Raw genomic sequence first — 20,931 nt, 5'->3', positions numbered from 1 at the left:
GCGATCGTCCGGGCCGCGCCTGCCGCGGGGCATCGGGATCGGTCCCTGAGATCAGGACCTCACCCCCTGAGCCCCGCGCGGCGGTGCCATCCTGGAGGCATGGCCGGGACCGCCGGACCGTCGACGACGACGATCGTCGGGCGTGAGCCGGAGCTCTCCCGCCTGTCGTCCCTGCTGGTCACGACGGCGGACGATGCTCCGCGGGCCGTCCTCGTCGAGGGCGACGCCGGCGTCGGCAAGACGGTGCTCGTGGAGGCCGCGATCCGTGCCGCCGCGCGATCTCACCCGCTCGTCACGCTCCACGCGCCCTGTCTGCCCCTGGACGCGATCTCGATCCCGTACCTGCCGCTGCGGACGGCGCTCGGCGACGGCGCCGCCGCGGGCGTGGACGCGCCCCCGCCGCCCGACCTCGACGACGCGGCCGCGCCGGTGCGCCTCGACGCGTGGCTCGACGGGCTGGACCACGCCGGGCCCGTGGTGCTCTTCGTGGACGACCTGCAGTGGGCGGACAGCAGCACCCTGGACGTCCTCCTGTACCTCGTCGGGGCGCCGCGCCGCGCGGCGCGGCGGATCGTCGCCACGGTGCGCAGCGGCGAGGACCCGCACGGGCAGCGCGTGCGGCGGTGGCTCGCCGACGTGCGCCGGATGCCGGGCTGCACGGAGCTGCGGCTGGGGCTGCTGGACCGGGTCGCCACCGCGACGCAGCTCGCGGCGCTGCTCGGCGCCCCTCCGCACGAGTCGCTCGTCGAGGACGTGTACGCCCGCAGCCACGGCAACCCGTATTTCACCAGGTTGCTCGCCGACGGGCTGGCCCCGGACGCCCGGCACCTGCCGGACGCGTACTCCGAGGACCTGCGCGACGCGGTGGTGGCGGCCTGGTACCGCCTCGGGCCGGGGGATCGGGCCGTGGCCGAGGGGCTGGCCGTGGTGGGGGCGCCGGCCCAACCGGACGCGCTCGCCCGGGTGTGCGGCGTCCCCGTCGACGCGGTGCGTGCCGGGCTGGCCGAGGGCGTCTCCGCAGGACTCCTGGCGTCAGGGGCCCACGGGGCGGCGTGGTTCCGGCACCCGCTGAGCGCGGAGGTCCTCGAGCGGTCGTTGGACGACTCCCGCAGGCACCTGCTGCACGGGCGGTGCGCGGCGCTCGCGGCCGAGGCGGTCGCCGGGGGGCACCGGGCCGGCGGCGACGACGTGCGCGATGTCGTCTCCCTCGCCGATCACGCCTACCGGGCCGGGGACGCGGCGGGCGCCTACGCGGCGGCCCTGCGCGCGGCGGACGTCGCGGGCGCCGGGGGCGGGGCCGCCGAGCAGCAGCGGCTGCTGGCGCGCGCCCTCGACCTGCATCCCCAGCAGGAGTCGCCGGCGGAGTCGCGGCGCGACCTGCTCGAGCGGTCCCGGACGGCCGCGAAGGACGCCGGGCTGTTCGACGCCGAGCTCGCGGCGGTCGACGCGCTGCTGGGCGCGGTCGACCCGGTCGCCGAGCCCTTGTCCGTCGCGCGGCTGCTCGTGCGCCGCGTGCACCTCGAGTACTCGACCGGCCGGGACTTCATGAACGTCGCGGTGGTGCGCGAGGCGGTGCGGCTGTCGGAGGCGCAGCCGCGCAGCGGCGCCCACGCGCTCGCCCTCGCCGAGCTCGTGCACTCCGGCACCTGGCACGGCGTCGAGGGGCTGGAACCGCTCGCGCCGAGAGCGATCGAGATCGCGCGGGCGGCCGGCGACGACGAGTCGCTCACCTACGCGCTCACGGCGGCGGCGATGCTCGCGGTGTTCGCGGCGGACGCCACGGCCGGCATCGCGTACGGGGGCGAGGCGGTCGAGGTCGCGGCCCGGGTCCGGAACTGGTGGGCGTACGTCCACGCCGTCGCGTGGCGGCTGAACGCGGTCGAGGTGGGGAGCTCGAGGACGTACGCGGAGGGCCTGCGCCGGTACCGCGAGCGGATGGTCGCGCTCGGGGCGCCGCACACGTACTCGGCGGTGATGTCGGCGGACGAGGCGGACAGCTGGCTGGCCGTCGGGGACTGGCGTCGCGCGGTCGACCGGCTCCGCGACGCGCTCGCGGCGGACCCGGGCCCGCTCGCCGACGTCAAGGCGCGCATCGTCGCCGCGCGGCTGGCGGCCCTGCAGGGACGCCCGGAGGAGGCCGCCGCGCACCTCGCGCGGGCCGACGAGCGGTTCGCCGAGCTGGGGGACTTCGTCGCGTTCCAGTTCGACACGGTCCGCGCGGAGGTCCACCTCGCCGGCGGCGACGCGGAGCGGGCGTACGACGCGGCGCTGCGGGGCCTGACACGCGAGGGCCCGGTGCCGACCATGTCCGAGTGGCTCGTGCCGCTCGCTCTGCGCGCTCTCGCCGACCTGGCGGACGCGGCGCGGACCGGGCGCCCCGGCTCGCGCGACGCCGTCGCCCGCCGGGGCGAGGCCTTCGAGGCACGCTTCCCGCGCGTCGTCCGCGACGTCGGGCCGTCGACGCCCCTGGGGGAGGCGCAGGTCACCGCGCTCGAGGCGCTCGTCGCCGCCGAGGCGGCGCGCGTCCGAGGGGCCGACGACGGCGCGCGCTGGGTCGTGGCGGCCGAGACGTCGGCGGCGGGCGAGCTCGCCTGGGAGGAGGCGTACGCGTGCCGGCGCGGCGCGGAGGCCTTTCTCGCCGCGGGCTCCCGGGCCCCTGGGGTCCGCCTGCTGCGCCGCGGTCTGGCAGCGGCGGAGGCGCTCGGCGCGGTCCCTGTCTCCGACGCGCTGCGCGATCTCGCCGTGCGGGCCCGCGTGCCGCTCGACGAGCCCGCCGCGGCCGGAGAGGTCGACGTGCCGGCCGGCCCCGTCGCCGGGCTCACCGCGCGCGAGCGCGAGGTCCTCGCCCTCGTGGCCGCGGGCCGGACCTACGCCGAGATCGCCGACGCGCTCACGATCAGCGAGAAGACCGTCAGCACCCACGTCTCGCACCTGCTGGCGAAGACGGGCGCGCGCAACCGCGTCGAGTTGTCCGGGCTGGCGCGTCGCCGACCGTGACGACCAGCCTCACCACCTGCCCCACCACCGGCCGGCGACGCCCCGCCGCGGGCCCGTCCGTCAGCGCAGGGCGACGGCCGTCCGGCTCACGGTGTCCTCGACGCCCGAGATGCCCTGCAGGCGGTCGTACCGGGCGGTGCGCATCGCGACGTGGTCGTCGTCGGCGGTGCCCGCGACGCCGTCGGGCCCGACCGCGAACATGTGCAGCAGGTTGCCGGTGTTCATGACGCTGGTGCCGACGTCGTGGTCGTCGGTGTGGAAGTTGCCGACGAAGTGCCCGATCTCGTGGGCGGCGGTGTAGCCGAGCGCCTGCGAGACGGCCTGCACGCGGTCGCTGTCCGAGGTGAGGAACCGGTCGAGCGACGCGGCATGGTCGCCGCTCATGAGCTCCGGCATGACGATCGCCGTCTCCTCGCGCGCGAAGTTCCCGGGGTCGATGGACTCGGAGAGCCCGAACGCCGGCATGATGCCCGCCTCGGCGACGGTGCCGCCGACGATCACGCGGCTCACCCCCGGCGCGCCCCACAGGTCCGGGTCCTCCCGGTCGTTGGTCACCCGCACCCGCGACCCGGGGATCTCGTCGCGCAGCGTCTGGCGCACGAGCGCGGTCGTGGCGTCCACCACCGCGCGCTCGTCCGCCGCGGTGAGGCCCCAGCGGGGCAGGAAGTCGCGCATCGGGCTGACGTCGCGCACCCCGGGATCGGTGACCGCGGCCCCGAACACGCGGTTGTCGAACGACGGCCCGCTGAAGTCGAGCAGCACCGTCTGCTCCTGCGCGCCGCGGGCCGACGGCGCCCGGTGGGCGCCCACGGTGAGCTCGTAGTCGCCGGCGCCGTCGGACACCGCGACGAGGTAGAGCCCCGTCCGGTCGACGACGTGGTTGGCGGTGGCGTTCCCGCCCCGGGGCAGCGGCGAGCCGTCCGGGTAGATCGGCCCGGGGTCGCTCGCCGAGGACTGCACGAGGTCGCCGTCCAGCTCGTGGAGCGCGACCTGGCGCGCCGCCCGAGACGGACGCGCCGACGACGTCGCCCCGGCGCAGCGGGACCGCATACACGTCGGTGTCCGCCGCCCCGCGCGCATGCAGCGTGACGTCGATCGAGTACGGCCCCTCGGAGACGACGCCCGGCCCGGACGCGGGGTCGGTGGGGTCGCCCGGGAGGTACGCACCGACGGCGACGTAGTACGTGCCGCCGGTCTCGAGGCGCTGCGCCAGGTGCACGGCCCCGTCGCCGGTCATGTCCTGCGCGCCGACCAGCAGCTCCCCGTCGGCGTCGTACAGGAGCGCGTTCGGCGCGAGCGCGCCCTCCGGGGCGAGGTCGACGGTGAGGGTCTCGCCGCGCGCCGCGTCCACGCGGTAGAAGTCGAAGTCGCCGGTCGCGGAGCCTTCCGAGCCGTGCGGCCCGTCCCCGACCACCCCGTCGGTCGTGATCCCGCGGCGCTCGGCGCCGAGCCCGAGGTCGCGGGCCAGGGAGAGGGAGCCGTCGTCCTCCGGGTTCGGCGCGACCTCCTCGGGCTCGATCGCCGCGGTGCCGAGCCCGCCGTCCACCCGCACCTCCCAGCCGGCGGCGGCCCGCGCGTCGGGGCTCCCGGGAAGGCGCTGGGCGGACGCCCCGCGGTCGCGGACGGTGTCGCCGGCGTCCTCCTCCTGCACCCGGGTCGCGTCGTCGGTCTGCGGGGAGGCGGTCCGTGCGTCGTCCGACACCTCGTGCTGGAGCCGGTACTGCACCGCGTCGCCGTCGATGCCGCCCGTCGGGCCCGGGGGGTCGTCGGTGACGAGGGCGGAGGCCGGGGGAGCGAGGCCGGAGGCCGTGCGGCCCTCCGTCCCGTCGGCCGCCGCGGCGGTCAGGGCGAGCGGTGCGGCCAGGGCCGCGGCGCTCGCGGTGCGGAGCGCCCGGCGGTGCCGGACGCGCGGGCCTCGTGGTCCGTTCGGGTGAGCAACCATGTGAACGAACGTACAAGTCGTCGCCGTGCGTGCATCTCGGGGGCGGCGTACCACGGAGCATGCCTTCGACCCAGGGCGGCGCGACGACGCTGCGGACCATCACCACCGACATCCCCGCCCGGCTCGACCGGCTCCCGTGGGCGCGCTGGCACTGGATGATCGTCGTCGGCCTGGGGACGGTCTGGATCCTCGACGGCCTCGAGGTGACGATCGTCGGCAACCTGTCCGACGCCCTCAAGGGGGACACCGGGCTCGGCCTCACGAGCGCGGACATCGGGCTGGCCGGCGCCGTGTACGTGACGGGCTCGTGCCTCGGGGCCCTGGTGTTCGGCCAGCTCACCGACAGGTTCGGCCGCAAGCGGCTGTTCATCCTCACGCTGCTCGTGTACCTGACCGGCACCGTGCTCACGGCGTTCTCGATGAACCCGCTGTACTACTTCGCGATGCGGTTCGTCACGGGGCTGGGCATCGGCGGCGAGTACGCGGCGGTGAACTCCGCGATCGACGAGCTGATCCCCGCGAAGTACCGCGGTCGGATCGACATCGCCATCAACGGGTCGTACTGGCTCGGCGCCGCGGGCGGCGCGCTGCTGACCATCCCGCTGCTGAACCCCGAGCTGATCCCGGCCTGGCTGGGGTGGCGGCTGTGCTTCGCGCTGGGGGCCGTGCTCGGGCTGTGCGTCCTGTTCGTCCGGCGCAACGTGCCGGAGAGCCCGCGCTGGCTGTTCATCCACGGGCGCGAGCAGGACAGCGAGCGGATCGTCACCGGCATCGAGCGGCGCGTCGCCGAGCAGGACGGCGTGGACCTGCCGGAGCCGGAGGGCTCCCTCACGGTGAAGCAGCGGCACACGGTGAGCCTGGCGCGGGTCGCGCGGACCGTGTTCTCCGAGTACCCGCGGCGCACGATCCTGTGCCTCGCGCTGTTCGTGGGGCAGGCGTTCCTGTACAACGCGTTCTTCTTCACGTTCGGCGACACCCTCCAGACCTTCCTCGGGGTGGGGCAGACCGGCACCTACATCGCGCTCTTCGCGGTGAGCAACTTCCTCGGCGCGGTCGCGCTCGGGCCCCTGTTCGACAAGGTGGGGCGGGTGCGGATGATCTCCGGGACGTACCTCGTGTCCGGCGTGCTGCTGGCCGTCGCGGGCCTGATGCTCGGCGGCCTGACGGCGTGGACGCTGACCCTCTTCGGGATGGCGATCTTCTTCGTCGCGTCGGCGGGGGCGAGCTCCGCGTACCTCACCGCGAGCGAGGTGTTCCCGATGGAGACGCGCGCGCTGTGCATCGCGTTCTTCTACGCGGTCGGCACCGCCGTCGGCGGCATCACCGGGCCGCTGCTGTTCGGCCGCCTGATCGAGTCGGCGAGCGAGGCGCAGGACATCTCCGGCATCGCCGTGGGGTACTACGTCGGGGCCGCGCTGATGATCGCCGGCGGGGTGGTGGCGATGTTCCTCGGCGTCGGCGCCGAGCGACGCTCCCTGGAGGACGTGGCGACGCCGTTGTCCGCGCAGGACGCCGAGCGCGACGGCGAGGGCGACGACTGAGCGCGGCACGGGCTGCGCGCCGCTGACCAGCCGATTGGGACGAGCGATACCCCCCGGGGTATCGTCGTCCGTATGATCGACAGCAGCACCGCACCCGAAGCCGTCGCCTCGCCCGCGCGCCGGCGGATCGTCGTCGTCGGGGGAGTGGCCGGCGGCATGAGCTTCGCCGCCCGAGCCCGACGTCTCGACGAGACCGCCGAGATCGTGGTGCTCGAGCGCGGCGCGCACGTCTCGTTCGCGAACTGCGGCCTCCCGTACCACGTGGGCGGCGAGATCCCCGACGCCGACCGGCTCCTCGTGCAGACGCCGCAGTCCCTGCGGGCCGCCCTCGCCCTCGACGTCCGCACCGGCCACGACGTCACCGCGCTGGACACCGACGGGCGCGTCGTCACCGCGACCACCGCCGCCGGCGTCGTCGAGCTGCCGTACGACGCCCTCGTGGTGGCGCCCGGCGCGCGCGCCGTGCGCCCGCCGATCGACGGGCTCGGCTCCGCGCGGGTGCGCACGCTGCGCACCGTCGACGATGCCCGCACGCTGCGGGAGCGTGTGCAGGCCGGCGCGCGCCGTGCCGTCGTGCTCGGCGCCGGGTTCATCGGGGTCGAGGCCGCAGAGGCGCTCGCGTCCGCCGGCCTCGAGGTCACCCTCGTCGAGCTCGGACCGCACGTGCTGCCGCCGCTGGAGGACGAGGTCGCCCACCCGGTCACCCAGGAGCTGCGTCGGCTCGGCGTGGTCGTGCGGGCCGGGGTCGCGGCCGAGGCCGTCGAGGCCGGGCCCGACGAGGACGTCGTCGTGCTGGGCGACGGCACCCGGGTGCCGGCCGACGTCGTCGTGCTGTCGGTCGGCGTGCGACCGGACACGGAGACGTTCGAGGCCGCCGGGCTGGAGTGCGAGCGCGGTGCGATCGTCGTCGACGAGCACGGCCGCACCTCCGCCCCGGGCGTGTGGGCGGTCGGCGACGCGGTCGTGCAGGCCGACGCCGTCACGGGCCTCCGGCGCCCCGTGGCCCTGGCCGGACCCGCCAACCGCGCGGGTCGCCTGGTCGCCGACGACGTCGTCCGGCCGGGCACGGCCCGGCCCCTGCCGGCGCCGCTGGGCACGGCGATCGTGCGGGTCGGCGAGCTGACCGCGGCGACGACGGGCGCGAACCGCGCCGCGCTGGATGCCGCCGGGCTCGCCTACCGCACGCTGCACCTGCACCCGAACCAGCACGCCGGGTACTTCCCCGGCGCCAGCCAGGTGCACCTCGTGCTCCACGTGCGTCCGGACGACGGGCTGCTGCTCGGCGCCCAGGCGGTGGGGCGCGACGGCGTCGACAAGCGCATCGACGTGCTGGCCACGGCCCTGCGTGCCGGCATGGCCGTGGGCGACCTCGTCGACCTCGACCTCGCGTACGCCCCGCCGTACGGCCAGGCGAAGGACGCGGTCAACCTCGCCGGGATGGTCGGCTCCAACGTGCTCGACGGCACCCTGCGGCTCTGGCACGCGCAGGACGTGGACGCCGTCCTGGCGCACTCCCTGGTGCTCGACGTCCGCACCCCGCAGGAGGTCGCGACCGGGCACCTGCCCGGCGCCCTGCTCATCCCGCACACCGAGCTGCGCGACCGCCTCGACGAGGTGCGCGCCGCGGCCGCGGGACGGCCGGTGCGCGTGCTGTGCGCGTCGGGCGTGCGGTCGGCGATCGCCCACCGGGTCCTCGCGCAGGCGGGCTTCGACTCCGCCTCGCTGTCCGGCGGGACGCTCACCCTGCGCGCCGTCCTCGGCGACCGCGCCCACGACCTGCTCGTGGTGCCCGAGCCCGCCCTCGCCTGACCGGTACCGACCACACCGACGACACCGACCACACCGAACGCCCGGGAGGGCCCGATGCTCACCACCGACAGCGACGCCCAGCGCCGCATCCTCAACCGCCTGCGGCGCGCCCGTGGCCAGCTCAACGCCGTGATCGACGCCGTCGAGGACGGCCGGTCCTGCCGCGACGTCGTCACCCAGCTCTCCGCCGTCTCCGCGGCGCTGGACCGCGCGGGCTTCGCCGTCATCTCGACCGCGATGAAGGAGTGCCTCGCCGGCCCGGACGCGGGTTCCGGCGAGGACGGCCTCACCACCGAGGAGCTGGAGAAGCTCTTCCTCACGCTGGCCTGAGCGGCCCGCGCCCCGGCCGCGCCCGGCCGAGCCCGGCCGAGGCGGGAATAGACACCGCCCCGAACCACCGAAGGAGAACCCCACCGTGTGTTACCCCGTCACCTGCAAGACCTGCGGCAGGACGACCTGGAACGGCTGCGGCCAGCACGTCGACGACGTGCGCCGTTCCGTCCCCGCCGGGCAGTGGTGCCCCGGCCACGACGACGAGCCGGCCTCGGGCGACCGTCCCGCGGGCGGCGGCTTCCTGGCCCGCCTGTTCGGCCGCTGACCCGCGCGGGCGACGACGGGGCGCCGGTCCCTTGACCCCGCCGCGCGGCGGCGGGGAGACTGCGGAGCGGCCGACCGTGCCGCCGTCGCCGGTCGCCACCGCTGCGACCGATGAGGAGCGTGACCGGTGACCGTCGTGAGCCGGCCCCTGCGTTGCCCCGTCGTCGAGCTCCGGCAGTACACCCTGCACCCCGGCCGCCGGGACGACTTCGTGGACCTGTTCGAGCGCGAGCTCCTCGAGCCGCAGGAGGCGGCGGGGATGACGCTCCTGGGGCAGTTCCGCGACCTCGACCACCCCGACCGGTTCGTGTGGCTCCGCGGCTTCGACGACATGACGTCCCGCGCGCGGGCCCTCGCCGAGTTCTACGACGGGCCGGTGTGGCGGTCGCACCGCGACCGGGCGAACGCCACCATGGTCGACTCCGACGACGTCCTCCTGCTGCGCCCGACGTCCCCGTCGGGCGGGTTCCCCGTCCCGCCGCCGCGACGGGCCTCGGGGGAGCCCGCCCCGGTGCGCTCGACCGTCGTGGCGACCGTCTGGTCCCTCGACGGACCTCTCGACGACGCACCCGCGGAGCACCTGGAGCAGGTGGCGCGCCCGCTGCTCGCGGGCGCCGGCGTCGAGCCGGTGGCGTCCCTGCGCACCGAGCACGCCGCCAACACGTTCCCCGCGCTGCCGGTGCGCGCCGGCGAGGAGGTGCTCGTGTCGCTGGTCCGCCACGACGCGGACGGGGGCGCCGAGCGGCTGGCGCGGCTCGAGTCCTCCGCGCGCTGGCGCGAGGAGGTGCTGACGCCGCTCGCCGCGGCGTCGGCGCGCCCCGTGCAGCGCCTGCGTCTGGCGCCGACCCCGCGGTCGTCGCTGCGGTAGGCGGACCGGGCGGATGTCGAGAACCGGCGTGCTGCTCCGTCCCAGGAGCGTCGGCGGTGACACGCACCGCCCGCGACGACAGGATGGAACCATGGCCAAGTACCTGCTGCTGAAGCACTACCGCGGCAACCCGGAGCCGGTGCCCGGCACGGACGTGCCGATGGACCGGTGGACGCCCGACGAGGTCGCCGCGCACATGGAGTTCATGGGCAGGGTGATCGACGACCTCAAGGAACGCGGCGAGTTCGTGGACGCGCAGGCGCTCTCGCCGAGGGGCGAGTTCGTCCGGTACGGCGGCGCGGGCCTCCCCCCGGTGACGGACGGGCCGTTCGCCGAGACCAAGGACCTCATCGCCGGGTGGATGGCGATCGACGTGGACTCCCCGGAGCGGGCCTACGAGGCGGCGGCGTTCCTGTCGTCCGCGCCCGGCCCGGGCGGGCGCCCGCTGCACGAGTGGATCGAGGTGCGCCCGTTCCTCACCGACGACGCCGAGGTCACGGGGTGAGCGAGCCCCCACGCCGGGCCCGGTCGTGGGACGGGACGCTGAGAGACCTGGGCCCCCAGGTCCTCGGCGTCCTCGTCCGCCGGGGTGCCGACTTCGCGACGGCGGAGGACGCCGTCCAGGAGGCGCTCCTGGAGGCGGTGCGCCGCTGGGACGCCCCGGGCGGCGCGCCGTCGGACCCCAAGGGGTGGCTGGTCACGGTCGCGTGGCGCAAGTTCGTCGACGCGCGCCGGTCGTCGTCGTCCCGCGCGCAGCGCGAGATCCGCGTGACGCTCGAGCCCCCGCCGGGCCCGACGGAGCAGGCCGACGACACCCTGCTGCTGCTCAGCCGCTGCTGCCACCCGGCACTGTCCCCGGCGTCCGCGGTGGCCCTCACCCTGCGGGCGGTCGGCGGGCTGACGACGGCGCAGGTCGCCCGCGCGTTCCTCGTGCCGGAGGCGACCATGGCACAGCGCATCTCACGCGCGAAGAAGACGGTGGCGGGGGAGCGGTTCGACGAGCCCGGGGACGTGCGCGCCGTGCTGCGCGTGCTCTACCTGATCTTCAACGAGGGCTTCACGGGCGGACCCACGGGACGGGCGGACGGCGTCGACCTCGCGGCCGAGGCGATCCGGTTGACGCGGCAGCTCGTCGCCGCCGTCCCCGACGACGCCGAGGCGGCCGGGCTGCTGGCCCTGCTCCTGCTGCACCACGCCCGCCGGGACGCCCGTACCACCGCGACGGGCGAGCTGGTGCCGCTCGACCTGCAGGACCGCTCCCGCTGGGACACCGCGGCGATCGCGGAGGGCGTCGCGCTGCTGCAGGGCGCCCTCGCCCGCGACCGGCTCGGGCCGTACCAGGCGCAGGCCGCGATCGCCGCCCTCCACGACGACGCCGCGACGGCGGAGGAGACGGACTGGCCGCAGGTCCTCGAGTGGTACGACGAACTGCTCCGGCTGGAGCCCCGCAACCCGGTGGTGGCGCTCAACCGCGCCGTCGCCGTCGGGCACGTCGACGGGCCGCTCGCCGGTCTGCGCCTGGTGGAGGCGCTGCCGCCCGACGTCCCGCGCCGCGACGCTGCGGCCGCCTACCTGCACGAGCGGGCGGGGGACCTCGACGCGGCGGCGCGGCACTACGCGCTGGCGGCCGACGCGGCCACGAGCACCGCCGAGCGCACCCACCTGACGACGCAGGCGGCGCGCGTGCGCCATCAGGCCGGCTGAGCGGGGCGCGGCGGGTCAGCGGTCGCGGGCGCTCAGCCGCACTCGTCGCAGATGCCGGTGGCGGGCAGCGCGGTGAAGCAGGTGGGGCAGATCGCGAGCTCGGGCTCCGGGGCGGCGGGCTTGCGGGCGGGGGCGCTCGTGGCCTTGCGGCGCGGGGCGGCCGTCTTGCGTGCGGGCGCCGGTGCGGCCGACGCCGGCGCGGTGGCGGCGAACCCGTGCTTGCGCAGGATGCCGGCGTCGTCGCACTTGGCGTCGACGAGGTCCTCGGCGCGCGCCGGGACGCCCGTGGCGTACTTGTGCGCGACGCCGAGCACGGCCTTGGAGTCGTAGGTGCGCTCGTCGTGGACGAACGTGTGGCCGGGCGTCGGCGTGAACCCGTAGACGCCGACGAAGGCGTCGGGGCCGCGGTCGTCGTGCTCCTCGATCGCCCGGAGGATGTGCTGGCGCGTCACGCTCGAGAAGGTAGCCACGGCATCAGGTTAGTCGCGCTCGGGGCGCCCACCGACCGTCTCGGCCCGACTGTGGTGAGGACCGCACCCGCGCCCGGGGCGAAGTCCTGACTAGAATCGATTCGTGCGCCGGAAAGCCCTTGCCAGCACGTCCGACCAGCCCCTCCTCGACGGCCGACGGCCGGTGCGCTCCCTGCTGCGCCTGCTGGCCACGCGGCCACGCCGCATGACGGTCGCGCTCCTCGCCTTCGCGGTGAAGGAGACGCCCCTGTGGTTCCTGCCGGTCATCACGGGGGCGGTGATCGACGTCGTGGCCGAGGGCGGACCGGTGACGACCGTGCTGATCTGGTTCGCCGTGGCCGTCGCGCTCCTGGCGCAGAACTACCCGAACCACATCGTGTACACGCGGAACTTCATGACCGTCGTGCGCGACACGGGCGCGGCCCTGCGCAACGCGCTCGTCGAGCGGCTGCAGGAGCTGTCCATCGGGTACTACTCGCGGGCCAGCTCCGCCGTCGTGCAGAGCAAGGTGGTGCGCGACGTCGAGAACGTGGAGCTGATGCTCCAGCAGGTCACCCACCCCCTCCTGTCGGCGGCGATGGTGATGGTCGGCGCGATCACCATGACGGCGCTCAAGGTGCCCGAGTTCCTGCCCGTGTACGCGCTCGCCATCCCGACGGCGCTGGTGATCCGGCGCACGATGTCGCGGCGCTCGCAGGCGCGCAACGCCGAGTTCCGCCGCGAGATCGAGGGCTTCTCGGCGCAGGTGGGGGAGATGGCGTCCCTCATCCCCGTGACGCGCGCCCACGGCCTGGAGCGCACGGCCGTGTCCCGCGTCGCCGACGGCGCCGACGAGGTGCGGCGCGCCGCCCTGCGGCTGGACCTGCTCAACGGGCGGGTCGCGTCCGTCTCGTGGGTCGCCATGCAGCTGCTCGGCGTCTGCTGCCTGGTGCTCGCCGCCGTCGTCTCCCTCACCGGGCTCATCCCCGTCACGCCCGGCGAGGTCGTGCTGCTGTCGACGTACTTCGGGCTCCTCACCCAGGGCCTCACCCAGGTGCTCAACCTCGTGCCCGTGACCGCGCGCGGCGTGGAGTCCGTGCGCTCGATCGCGGAGGTGCTCACCGAGCCCGACCTGGAGCGCAACGAGGGGCGACGGCGCGTCGACGAGGTGCGCGGGCACCTGCGCCTGGAGCACGTCTCGCACCGGTACGCGGACGCGACGCAGGACGCGCTGCACGACGTCGACCTCGAGGTCCGCGAGGGGGAGACCGTCGCCTTCGTCGGGCCGTCCGGCTCCGGCAAGTCGACGCTCCTCAACCTCGTCCTCGGGTTCGTGCGGCCCACCGCGGGCCGCCTCCTGCTCGACGGCGCGGACATGGCCGAGCTCGACCTGCGCACCGTGCGGCGTTGGGTGTCGGTCGTGCCGCAGGAGTCGGTGCTCTTCGAGGGCACGATCCGGGAGAACGTCGCGTACGGGCTGGACACCACCGGCGAGGACCCTGCCGCGACCGACGACCGGGTCCGCGCGGCCCTGCGCGACGCCAACGCGCTCGAGTTCGTCGACGCGCTCCCGGACGGGTGGGACACGGTGGTCGGGCAGCGCGGTGCCCGGCTGTCCGGCGGCCAGCGGCAGCGCCTCGCCATCGCGCGGGCGCTGGTGCGCGACCCGCGCGTGCTCTTCCTCGACGAGGCCACCAGCGCGCTCGACCCCGAGGCGGAGGCCGTCGTGCGTGACGCCCTCGACCGCCTCATGCGCGACCGCACGACGCTCGTCGTGGCCCACCGGCTCTCCACGGTGCGGGCGGCGGACCGCATCGTCGTGCTCGAGCACGGCCGCGTCGTCGAGGTCGGCAGCCACGACGAGCTCCTGCGGCGCGGCGCCCGGTACGCCGCGCTGCACGCCGCGCAGGCCGGGGCGGCCTAGTGCGGGGGAGCGGAGTGCCGGCCGGCTCAGGCGGCGGCACGCAGCGCGGGCAGCGCCGCGACCACGCCGTCGAGCTCGCGCAGCGCGGCCTCGCCCGAGGACAGCACGACCACGAACTCCGTCACGCCCGCCGCGGCATACCGCTCCACGAGCCCGGGGAGCTCGGCGAGCGGGTGCTCGCGCAGCCGCAGCTGCACGGTGCGCCGGATCTCGGCCGGGTCGCGCCCGACGTCGGCGCAGTGCCGGTCGAGCACCTCGCCCAGCGCCGCCACCTGCTCCGGCGAGCTGGACGTGTCGTTCCACGCGTCGGCGTACCGCGCCACCAGCCGCAGGGTGCGCTTCGGCCCGGAGCCGCCCACCCAGATCGGCGGGTGCGGGCGCTGCACGGGCTTCGGCTCGGCGACCGCGTCGGCGAGCCGGTAGTGCGCGCCGTCGAACGTGGTGCGCGGTCGCGTCCAGAGCGACGTGAGGATCTGCAGCGACTCCTCGAGGCGGTCCATGCGCTCGCGCACGGTGCCGAGGTCGAGCCCGTACATCGTGTGCTCGTGCTCGTTCCAGCCGGCGCCGATCCCGAGCTCCAGCCGGCCGCCCGACAGGTGGTCGACGGTCGTGGCCAGCTTGGCCAGCATCACCGGGTGCCGGTAGGAGTTGCCCGACACCATGCAGCCGATCCGCACCCGCGAGGTGGCCACGGCCATCGCCGCCTGCATGGCCCACGCGTCGAAGATCGGACGGTCGTCGTCCGCGCCCAGGGAGGCGAGATGATCCATCACCCACACGTGGTCGAACCCGGCCTCGTCGGCGACCTGCCACACCTGGCGGAAGGTGCCGACCGGGGCGTCCTGCGTGAGCTTGACCCCGAAGCGCAGCGGAGCGCGGGGAGCGGGTCGCGTGTCCATCCGCCCATCCTGCACCGCCCCGTCCTGGCGGGGGCGGGCCGATGGTGACCATCCACGACGTCGCGCGGCACGTCGGCGTGTCCGCGGCGACCGTCTCCAACTACCTCAACCGCCCGGAGAAGGTGGCGCCCGCGACGACGGCGCGCATCCGGGCCGCGGTGGAGCAGCTCGGGTTCGTGCCGAGCCTGTCCGCCCGGCAGCTGCGCTGGCAGCGCTCCGGCATCGTCGGCGTGTCGGTGATCAACGCGTCCAACCCGTTCTTCGCGGACGTCGTGACCGCCGTCGAGCGCGTGGTCGCGGGCGCGGACCTCACCCTCGTCACGGGCAGCACCCACGAGTCGCCCGAGCAGCAGGAGCGCCTCGTCGCCCTGTTCGAGCAGCTGCGGTTCGACGGCATGGTGGTGGCCCCGCACGACGCGCAGATGGCCGCCCTGACGGCGCGCAAGGACCGCGGCAGCCCGGTCGTCGTGGTCGACCAGCAGGACCCGGCCGGGCGGCTGTCGACCGTCTCGCTGCGGCACCGGGAGGGCGGGCGGCTCGCCGCGCAGCACCTCGTGGACGGCGGCCGCCGCCGGCTGCTCGCGGCGACCGGCCGAGCCCGGGTGCAGCAGGTCCGCCGGCGGCTCGCCGGGATGCAGGAGGTCGTGGACGCCACCGCGGGGGCGACGCTGGAGGTCGTGCACTCGGACGACCTGGGCATGGCCGAGGGTGCCGAGGTGGGCCGCCGCATCGCCGCGGCGGCCCCCGGCGAGCGGCCGGACGCCGTCCTGGCCGGCAACGACATGCACGCCCTCGGCCTCGTGCGCGCCCTGCTGGACGGCGGGGTGCGGGTGCCCGACGACGTCGCCCTCGTCGGCTATGACGACATCCCGTTCGCGACCACCGGCGCCGTCCCGCTGACGACGGTGCGCCAGCCGGCCGAGGCCATCGGGACCACCGCCGCGGAGATCCTGCTGCGGGAGATCGACGACCCGACGTCGGCGCCCGAGGAGGTGCTGTTCGACCCGGAGCTCGTGGTGCGCGCGAGCAGCTGAGCGTCAGCCGACCGCGGGGTCGCCCTCCAGCAGCGTGAGGTACGGGGCGATCGCGGGGAAGACCCACAGGAAGAGGACCGCCACGATGGCGGCGACCAGCACCAGCGACTGCAGGACGCGCCAGAACACGTTGCCCGGCAGGTGGCGGAAGATCCACGCGTACATGTCGTCTCCAGCCTCAGCGGACCTGCTCGGGGGTGCCGTCGGCGCGGTCCATCCACCCGACGAAGGTCGCGTACGTGATCCAGCGGTGGTCGTTGCCGTACTCGCCCAGGGTGAGCGAGTGACAGGTGGTGAGGGTCAGCAGCCGCTCGGTGGGCTTCTCGTCCGGATGGTGGGGGACCGGCGCCACCACGTCCACCTGGTCCGGCGTGACGATCTCGTGGTCGGTGACCTCGTAGACGTACCAGGTCTTCGCCGTCTCGACGATGATCTGGTCGCCCTTCTCCAGCTTGTCGACGTGCCGGAACGAGTTGCCGTGCGTGCGACGGTGCCCGGCGAGCGCGAAGTTCCCGACGTCGCCCACCTGCTGCGACGTCTCGTAGTGCCCCGCCATCGCCCGGTCGAGCACGTCCATGCCGGTGCCCTCCGCGATCGGCATCGCGTTGTTCGTCAGGCCGTACCAGGCGGGCACGATGAGCGTCCCGATCGTCTCGCCGTAGCCGACGGCGTCGGGCACGGGCGGGGCGTCCGTGCGCAGCTCGGCCGGCTCGGGGTTGGCGGGCGGCAGGGTCGCCTCGAACTCCTGCATGACCTCCTGCGCCTGGGCGGTGGCCTCGACCGACGTCCACCACAGCTGCCACACGACGAACAGCCCGAGCACCACCCCGAGGGTGATGAGGATCTCGCCGACGCCGCCCACGACGGCGCTGCCGACGCCACGGCGTCGGACGGGGCGGGCGTGGGTAGGACTCGTCACGTGCGAAATGCTACGTGGTCCGCGGCTCTGTCGCGGTCGCTGCGGTCGTGGGACCCTGGGGCGGTGACCAGCGACGACGGCGTGCCGCGGGGGCGCGCACAGCGCGGGCGTGCGGCGCGGCTACGACGGCGGTGGGACCGCGAGTCCGCGGGCTACGACCGGGCGTTCACGGCCGCCGAGCGGAGGATGTTCCCCGGCCTGCGGCGGCGGGTGTGCGCGCTGGCCGAGGGCCGCACCCTCGAGGTCGCCGTCGGCACGGGTCTCAACCTCGAGCACTACCCGCCCGCGGTGACGGCGCGCCCCGGCGGCCTCGTGGGCGTCGACCAGAGCGCCGGGATGCTCGACGTCGCGCGGCACCGTGCCGTGCGGCTCGGCCTCGGCCTCGACCCGGACGCCGACCTGCGCGTCGGCGACGCGCAGGCACTCGACCTGCCCGACGCCTCGTTCGACACGGTGGTGTGCACGTTCTCGCTGTGCGGCATCGCCGACGAGCGGGCGGCCCTGGCCGAGATGGCACGGGTGCTGCGTCCGGGAGGGCTGCTCCTGCTGGCCGACCACGTGGCGTCCAGCGCCTGGCCGCTCCGGGCGTTGCAGGCGCTCGCGGACGTCGTGAGCGTGCCCCTGGCCGGCGAGCACTTCCGGCGCCGGCCGTTGCGGTGGGTGCTCGAGCGCGGGCTCGTGGTCGAGGAGCACGGGCGCACGCGGGCCGGCGTCGTCGAGCACGTGGCGGCGCGGCTGCCGGGGCGGGACGCCCCGCGCGACGTGCCGCGCGACGTGCTCAGTCGCTGACGACGAGGACGGTGTCGCCCAGCGGCGGGACCTCCTCGACGTCGACGCCGGTGACGTGGGCCGCGGGCGGGCCCTCGCGCAGGAACGCGAGCATCGCGTCCACCGCGTCGGGTGTGCCCTCGACCTCCGCCTCGACCGTGCCGTCGGGGAGGTTGCGCACGACGCCGCCCACGCCCGCGCGGCGCGCCGCCTCCCGGGTCGACCAGCGGAACCCGACGCCCTGCACGCGGCCGTGCACCCGCACCCGCCGCCGCACCGTGGTGGCCATACACCCTCCCGTGCTCGTCGTGCTCGTCGACGCCGCCGTCACGGTCGGTCGAACTCACCGTCAGTCGAAGATGTCGCCGATGTCCCCGATGTCGTCGAGGATGCCGCCCAGCACCATCCCGCCCAGGACGGCGCCGAAGACGTCGGACCCGCCGCGACCACCGGGGCGCCGGCCACCCTGCCAGCCGTACCCGCCGCCGTACCCGTCGGGGCCGCCGTTGTACCCGCCGTCCCAGCGCTGGCCCTGCCCGGACCGGGCGATGTCGCGGTGCGCCAGCGTCGCGGCCTCCGCGGCGAGCGCGGCACCCCGGCGGGCGGCGGCCACGCCGCGCTCCGGGTCCTGCGCCGCCCGTGCCTGCGCCACCTCGCGCTCGGCCTCCGCCAGGCGCGTCCGGGCGTCGGGGCCCACGGGGGCGCGGTAGTCGTCGACGACGGACCGCGCCGAGGCGAGCTGCCGCTCGGCGTCGTCGAGCGCGGGCCCGAGCCGGGACGCCGCCCGGCGGGTGCGCTCGTCGTGCTCGGCCCGCTCGGCCACGGCGTCGTCGAGCGCGGTGTTGGCCTCGCGGACCCGGGTGAGGGAGCCCACCGGGTCGCCCGGCGTGCCCGGCGCGGGCAGCGCCGCCAGGGCGTCCTCGAGAGCGGTCACCGCGCCGTCGATCCGTCCCGCCCGCTGAGCCGTCGGGAGGGCGCGCGCCTGGGCGAGCTCGGCCCGCGACTCCGCGACGATCGCGCCGAGCGCCGCCTCCGCGCGCAGCGCCTCGGCCTCGTAGTCGTCGACGGCGCGCAGCAGCCCCTCCGCGCGGCGTACGGCCTCCTCCGCCGCGCGGGCCGCGGCCCCGGCCTCCGCGACCTGCTGGGTCGTGAGGCGCTTGCGTGCCGCGGCGGTGCTGCGGCCGGCGAACTCGAGCAGCCGCTCCGCCTGCTCGGGGTTGTCCGCGACGGGCAGCAGGGCCTGCGCGTCGTACTGCGCCCGCAGGCGTTCGAGGTCGGCGCGCGCGGCGGGCACGGCCTCGCGGACCCGGGCCAGCTCGCGGTCGACCCGGTCGACGGCGTCGGGGGTCGAGCGGACCGTCTGCCGCAGGGCGGCGAGGCCGCGGTCGAGCTCGTCCAGCGAGCCGTCGGCCGACCGGCACAGGTCGACGACGCGGGCCGACCACTCCCGGCGCTGCTGGTCCGTGTCCGGGACGTGGTCGTGCAGGAGCTGGTTGAGATGGAACGCCTCGGACAGGCGCTCCCGCGCACGGCGCAGGGTCGGTGCGAGCTCGCGCGTCTCCCGGTCGCCCAGCTCGGCCTGGGCGAACGCGAGCTCGTCCTCGGCGAGGCGGGCCCGCTCGTCGGCGCGCACCAGGGCCGAGCCCGCCTCCACGCCGAGCCGCTGCAGCTCCGCCTCGAGGTCCTGTGCCCGCCCACGCGCGGCCCTGCGCCGCCGCGCCGCCCAGAAGGCCACCGCCGTGACCAGCACGACTACTACGACCAGGCCCGTCACGACCCCGACGATCTGCCCCGCATCCATGCTCGGCATCGTAGGCGGCTCCGGCCCGGTGCGGGGACGACCCGACGACGACGCGGGCGTCCCGGAGGGTCACGACCGCGACCTGTCAGGGCCAGCGCAAACGGTGTATCCGGCCCTGACCCTGACAGCTCGGGGCCGCCGCGACGTGTCAGGGCGAGGGCGCGGTGTACCCGGCCCTCGCCCTGACACGTCGCAGGGTGCGGTGCGTCAGCCGCGACGTCGCGCGATCCGCAGCGCCACGAGCACCGCCGCGCCGGCGAGCACGACGACGCCCCCCGCGATGCCGAGCACCACGACCAGCTCGGAGGCGTCGCCGCCCCCGTCCTCGGCGGCCGACGCGCCGTCAGCGGTTCCGGAGGACGCCTCGTCCGCGCCCGCGGCCCCGGCCGGGGCGCACGGCGGCGCGTCCGTCGCCGGGGTGGCGGCCTCGGCCCCGGCGGGCGGGTCGTAGGTGAAGGAGAACGCGCCGCTGGTCGGATGCCCGTCGGCCGACACGATCCGCCAGTCCACCGTGTACTCGCCGCCCTCGCCGAGGGCGACGGGCACCGACACGGTGCGGTCCTGCATCGTCGGGCACCCGGTCGCGTAGTCGGTGCCGTCGGCGTCCGTCACGGTGACGACCGTGCTGGAGCCCTCCGCGGACAGATCGAGGACGACGTCGTCGAACGTCACGTCGACGGACCCGGGCGGTTCCGTCACCTCGGACCCCGAGGCCGGCGACGTGCCGACGACGACGTTGTGGGCGCTCGCGGGCGCCGCGCCGACGACCCCCGCGGCCCCGAGGCCGAGGGCGAGGGCGAGCGACCCGGCTGCGGCGAGGGCGCGTCGCGCGCTCATCGCTGCTCGGTGCCGGTGCCGGTGCCGGTGCCGGTGCCGGTGCCGGTGCCGGTGGCGCGGGTCCGCGCCAGGGCGGCGACGCCCGTGACGGCGCCGACCAGCCCGAGACCGAGGCCCGCCGCGCCGAGCGCCAGCGGGAGGGTGCCGGAGGCGTCGTCGTCGGCCGCCGCGTCCGTGCCCGCGTCTGTGCCGGCGTCCGCGGCCGAGTCCGTGGCGCCGGCTGCCGACGCCGTGCCGTGGCCGCCGTCCTCGGCCGCCGGGAGGACCTGCAGGACGGGTGCCGGGAGGTCGGGCTCCGCGTCGCCGGTCGCCTCCTGGTCCCAGGCGACGACCTCGCCGTCGGAGTACGTCTGCGTGGCGGGCAGGGCGATCTCCTCGACGCCGTCCGGGACAGCACCGGCGGACACGGTGAACCGGAGGAACTCGCCCGGAGCGATGCCGGCGTCGGCGTCGTCGGCGGTCCACTCGATGCTCGCCGGCGCCTCGGTCACGGTGGTGCCGTGCACCTCGACGGGCTCGGGCAGGGGCGCCTGGGTGACCTTCGCCGTCCAGCCCGGCACGGGCTCCACGGACACGCTGGTGAACGGGGTGTCGGTGGGGAGGTCGACCTTCACGGCGGTGGTCGAGGCCTCGGCGGACTCGTTCGGGACCTTGAAGGTGAGGGTGGCGTACGACCCGGCCTCGGCCGCGTCGGGGGTCACGGTCACGTGCGCGGAGGCGGCGGCCGCGCCGAGGACGAGGGCCGGCACGGTGAGGGCGGCGGCGCCGGCGAGGCGGCGCGCGCGGAGGGCAGGGGTGAGGGCAGGGATGGTCCTGGACATGGGTGTGCTGCTCCTGGTGCT

At 76.0% G+C, this 20,931-nt stretch carries 20 protein-coding genes; 11 read left to right on the top strand and 9 right to left on the bottom strand.

Translation table 11 applies throughout. The annotated features are described in order from the left end of the window. The first annotated feature begins 99 nt into the window (after positions 1-99). A complete protein-coding gene (locus tag ACFQ8Y_RS11370; protein ID WP_430585514.1) occupies positions 100-2,997 on the top strand; it encodes an AAA family ATPase in 2,898 nt (965 codons plus the stop codon). A 60-nt stretch (positions 2,998-3,057) separates the two neighbouring features. On the opposite strand, the gene ACFQ8Y_RS11365 is transcribed toward ACFQ8Y_RS11370, so the two are convergent. Continuing rightward, complete coding sequence (locus ACFQ8Y_RS11365) at positions 3,058-4,047, bottom strand: hypothetical protein (RefSeq protein ID WP_430585513.1); 990 nt, start codon at positions 4,045-4,047, stop codon at positions 3,058-3,060. A gap of 951 nt (positions 4,048-4,998) precedes the next feature. On the opposite strand from ACFQ8Y_RS11365, the gene ACFQ8Y_RS11360 reads away from it, so the two are divergent. The 7 genes from ACFQ8Y_RS11360 (at position 4,999) to ACFQ8Y_RS11330 (ending at position 11,458) form a co-directional block, all read left to right on the top strand. Then, complete coding sequence (locus ACFQ8Y_RS11360; RefSeq protein ID WP_430551958.1) at positions 4,999-6,480, top strand: MFS transporter; 1,482 nt, start codon at positions 4,999-5,001, stop codon at positions 6,478-6,480. A gap of 72 nt (positions 6,481-6,552) precedes the next feature. Continuing rightward, positions 6,553-8,289 carry an FAD-dependent oxidoreductase gene (locus ACFQ8Y_RS11355; RefSeq protein WP_430585512.1) on the top strand — a complete coding sequence of 579 codons (1,737 nt, stop codon included), beginning with the start codon at positions 6,553-6,555 and terminating at the stop codon, positions 8,287-8,289. Positions 8,290-8,343: 54 nt separating this feature from the next. Beyond that, the gene (locus ACFQ8Y_RS11350) at positions 8,344-8,619 is read left to right on the top strand and encodes a metal-sensitive transcriptional regulator (protein ID WP_430585511.1); all 276 of its coding nucleotides are present in this window, start codon (positions 8,344-8,346) and stop codon (positions 8,617-8,619) included. 85 nt (positions 8,620-8,704) lie between these two features. Continuing rightward, complete coding sequence (locus tag ACFQ8Y_RS11345) at positions 8,705-8,887, top strand: hypothetical protein (RefSeq protein WP_430551955.1); 183 nt, start codon at positions 8,705-8,707, stop codon at positions 8,885-8,887. 126 nt (positions 8,888-9,013) lie between these two features. After that, entirely contained in the window at positions 9,014-9,754 is a 741-nt protein-coding gene (locus tag ACFQ8Y_RS11340; protein ID WP_430585510.1) for an NIPSNAP family protein, read from the top strand. 91 nt (positions 9,755-9,845) lie between these two features. After that, complete coding sequence (locus ACFQ8Y_RS11335) at positions 9,846-10,259, top strand: YciI family protein (protein ID WP_430585509.1); 414 nt, start codon at positions 9,846-9,848, stop codon at positions 10,257-10,259. Continuing rightward, entirely contained in the window at positions 10,256-11,458 is a 1,203-nt protein-coding gene (locus ACFQ8Y_RS11330) for an RNA polymerase sigma factor (RefSeq protein WP_430562467.1), read from the top strand. Before ACFQ8Y_RS11335 ends, ACFQ8Y_RS11330 begins: the two co-directional genes overlap by 4 nt. A 32-nt stretch (positions 11,459-11,490) precedes the next feature. Here ACFQ8Y_RS11330 and ACFQ8Y_RS11325 read toward each other — a convergent pair whose 3' ends face one another. Then, positions 11,491-11,910 (bottom strand): hypothetical protein, encoded by a 420-nt coding sequence (locus ACFQ8Y_RS11325; protein WP_430585508.1) that lies wholly within the window; start codon positions 11,908-11,910, stop codon positions 11,491-11,493. Positions 11,911-12,031: 121 nt separating this feature from the next. Between ACFQ8Y_RS11325 and ACFQ8Y_RS11320 the strand changes: the two genes are divergently transcribed. Then, complete coding sequence (locus ACFQ8Y_RS11320) at positions 12,032-13,831, top strand: ABC transporter ATP-binding protein (RefSeq protein ID WP_430585507.1); 1,800 nt, start codon at positions 12,032-12,034, stop codon at positions 13,829-13,831. A 26-nt stretch (positions 13,832-13,857) separates the two neighbouring features. Here the strand turns inward: ACFQ8Y_RS11320 and ACFQ8Y_RS11315 are convergent, their stop codons facing one another. Then, the gene (locus tag ACFQ8Y_RS11315) at positions 13,858-14,730 is read right to left on the bottom strand and encodes an LLM class F420-dependent oxidoreductase (protein WP_430551949.1); all 873 of its coding nucleotides are present in this window, start codon (positions 14,728-14,730) and stop codon (positions 13,858-13,860) included. 41 nt (positions 14,731-14,771) lie between these two features. On the opposite strand from ACFQ8Y_RS11315, the gene ACFQ8Y_RS11310 reads away from it, so the two are divergent. After that, positions 14,772-15,764, top strand: a complete 993-nt coding sequence (locus ACFQ8Y_RS11310) for a LacI family DNA-binding transcriptional regulator (RefSeq protein ID WP_430562469.1) — start codon at positions 14,772-14,774, stop codon at positions 15,762-15,764. Positions 15,765-15,767: 3 nt separating this feature from the next. Here ACFQ8Y_RS11310 and ACFQ8Y_RS11305 read toward each other — a convergent pair whose 3' ends face one another. Further along, positions 15,768-15,929, bottom strand: coding sequence for a hypothetical protein (locus ACFQ8Y_RS11305; RefSeq protein WP_430585506.1), 162 nt, complete (start codon positions 15,927-15,929; stop codon positions 15,768-15,770). A gap of 13 nt (positions 15,930-15,942) precedes the next feature. Continuing rightward, positions 15,943-16,683: a class E sortase gene (locus ACFQ8Y_RS11300; protein ID WP_430551946.1), complete on the bottom strand. Its 741-nt coding sequence runs from the start codon at positions 16,681-16,683 to the stop codon at positions 15,943-15,945. A gap of 63 nt (positions 16,684-16,746) precedes the next feature. Here ACFQ8Y_RS11300 and ACFQ8Y_RS11295 point away from each other — a divergent pair, with 63 nt between their 5' ends. Then, entirely contained in the window at positions 16,747-17,472 is a 726-nt protein-coding gene (locus tag ACFQ8Y_RS11295) for a class I SAM-dependent methyltransferase (protein WP_430585505.1), read from the top strand. Here ACFQ8Y_RS11295 and ACFQ8Y_RS11290 read toward each other — a convergent pair. From ACFQ8Y_RS11290 to ACFQ8Y_RS11275, 4 genes are all read right to left on the bottom strand, one after another. Then, positions 17,462-17,740: an acylphosphatase gene (locus ACFQ8Y_RS11290; protein ID WP_430585504.1), complete on the bottom strand. Its 279-nt coding sequence runs from the start codon at positions 17,738-17,740 to the stop codon at positions 17,462-17,464. The two genes, ACFQ8Y_RS11295 and ACFQ8Y_RS11290, sit on opposite strands and share 11 nt — an antisense overlap. A 60-nt stretch (positions 17,741-17,800) precedes the next feature. Next, the gene (locus tag ACFQ8Y_RS11285) at positions 17,801-19,252 is read right to left on the bottom strand and encodes a hypothetical protein (protein ID WP_430585503.1); all 1,452 of its coding nucleotides are present in this window, start codon (positions 19,250-19,252) and stop codon (positions 17,801-17,803) included. A 207-nt stretch (positions 19,253-19,459) separates the two neighbouring features. Beyond that, entirely contained in the window at positions 19,460-20,089 is a 630-nt protein-coding gene (locus ACFQ8Y_RS11280; RefSeq protein ID WP_430585502.1) for a copper resistance protein CopC, read from the bottom strand. After that, complete coding sequence (locus tag ACFQ8Y_RS11275) at positions 20,086-20,910, bottom strand: YcnI family protein (RefSeq protein ID WP_430585501.1); 825 nt, start codon at positions 20,908-20,910, stop codon at positions 20,086-20,088. The genes ACFQ8Y_RS11280 and ACFQ8Y_RS11275 overlap by 4 nt, the downstream gene beginning before the upstream one ends. Positions 20,911-20,931: the final 21 nt, after the last annotated feature.

This window comes from Isoptericola sp. NPDC056605 (genome assembly GCF_042792795.1).
Lineage (GTDB): Bacteria > Actinomycetota > Actinomycetes > Actinomycetales > Cellulomonadaceae > Isoptericola.
Note: the sequence above shows the minus strand (reverse complement) of the source record. Positions and strands in the feature narration are given on the sequence as shown.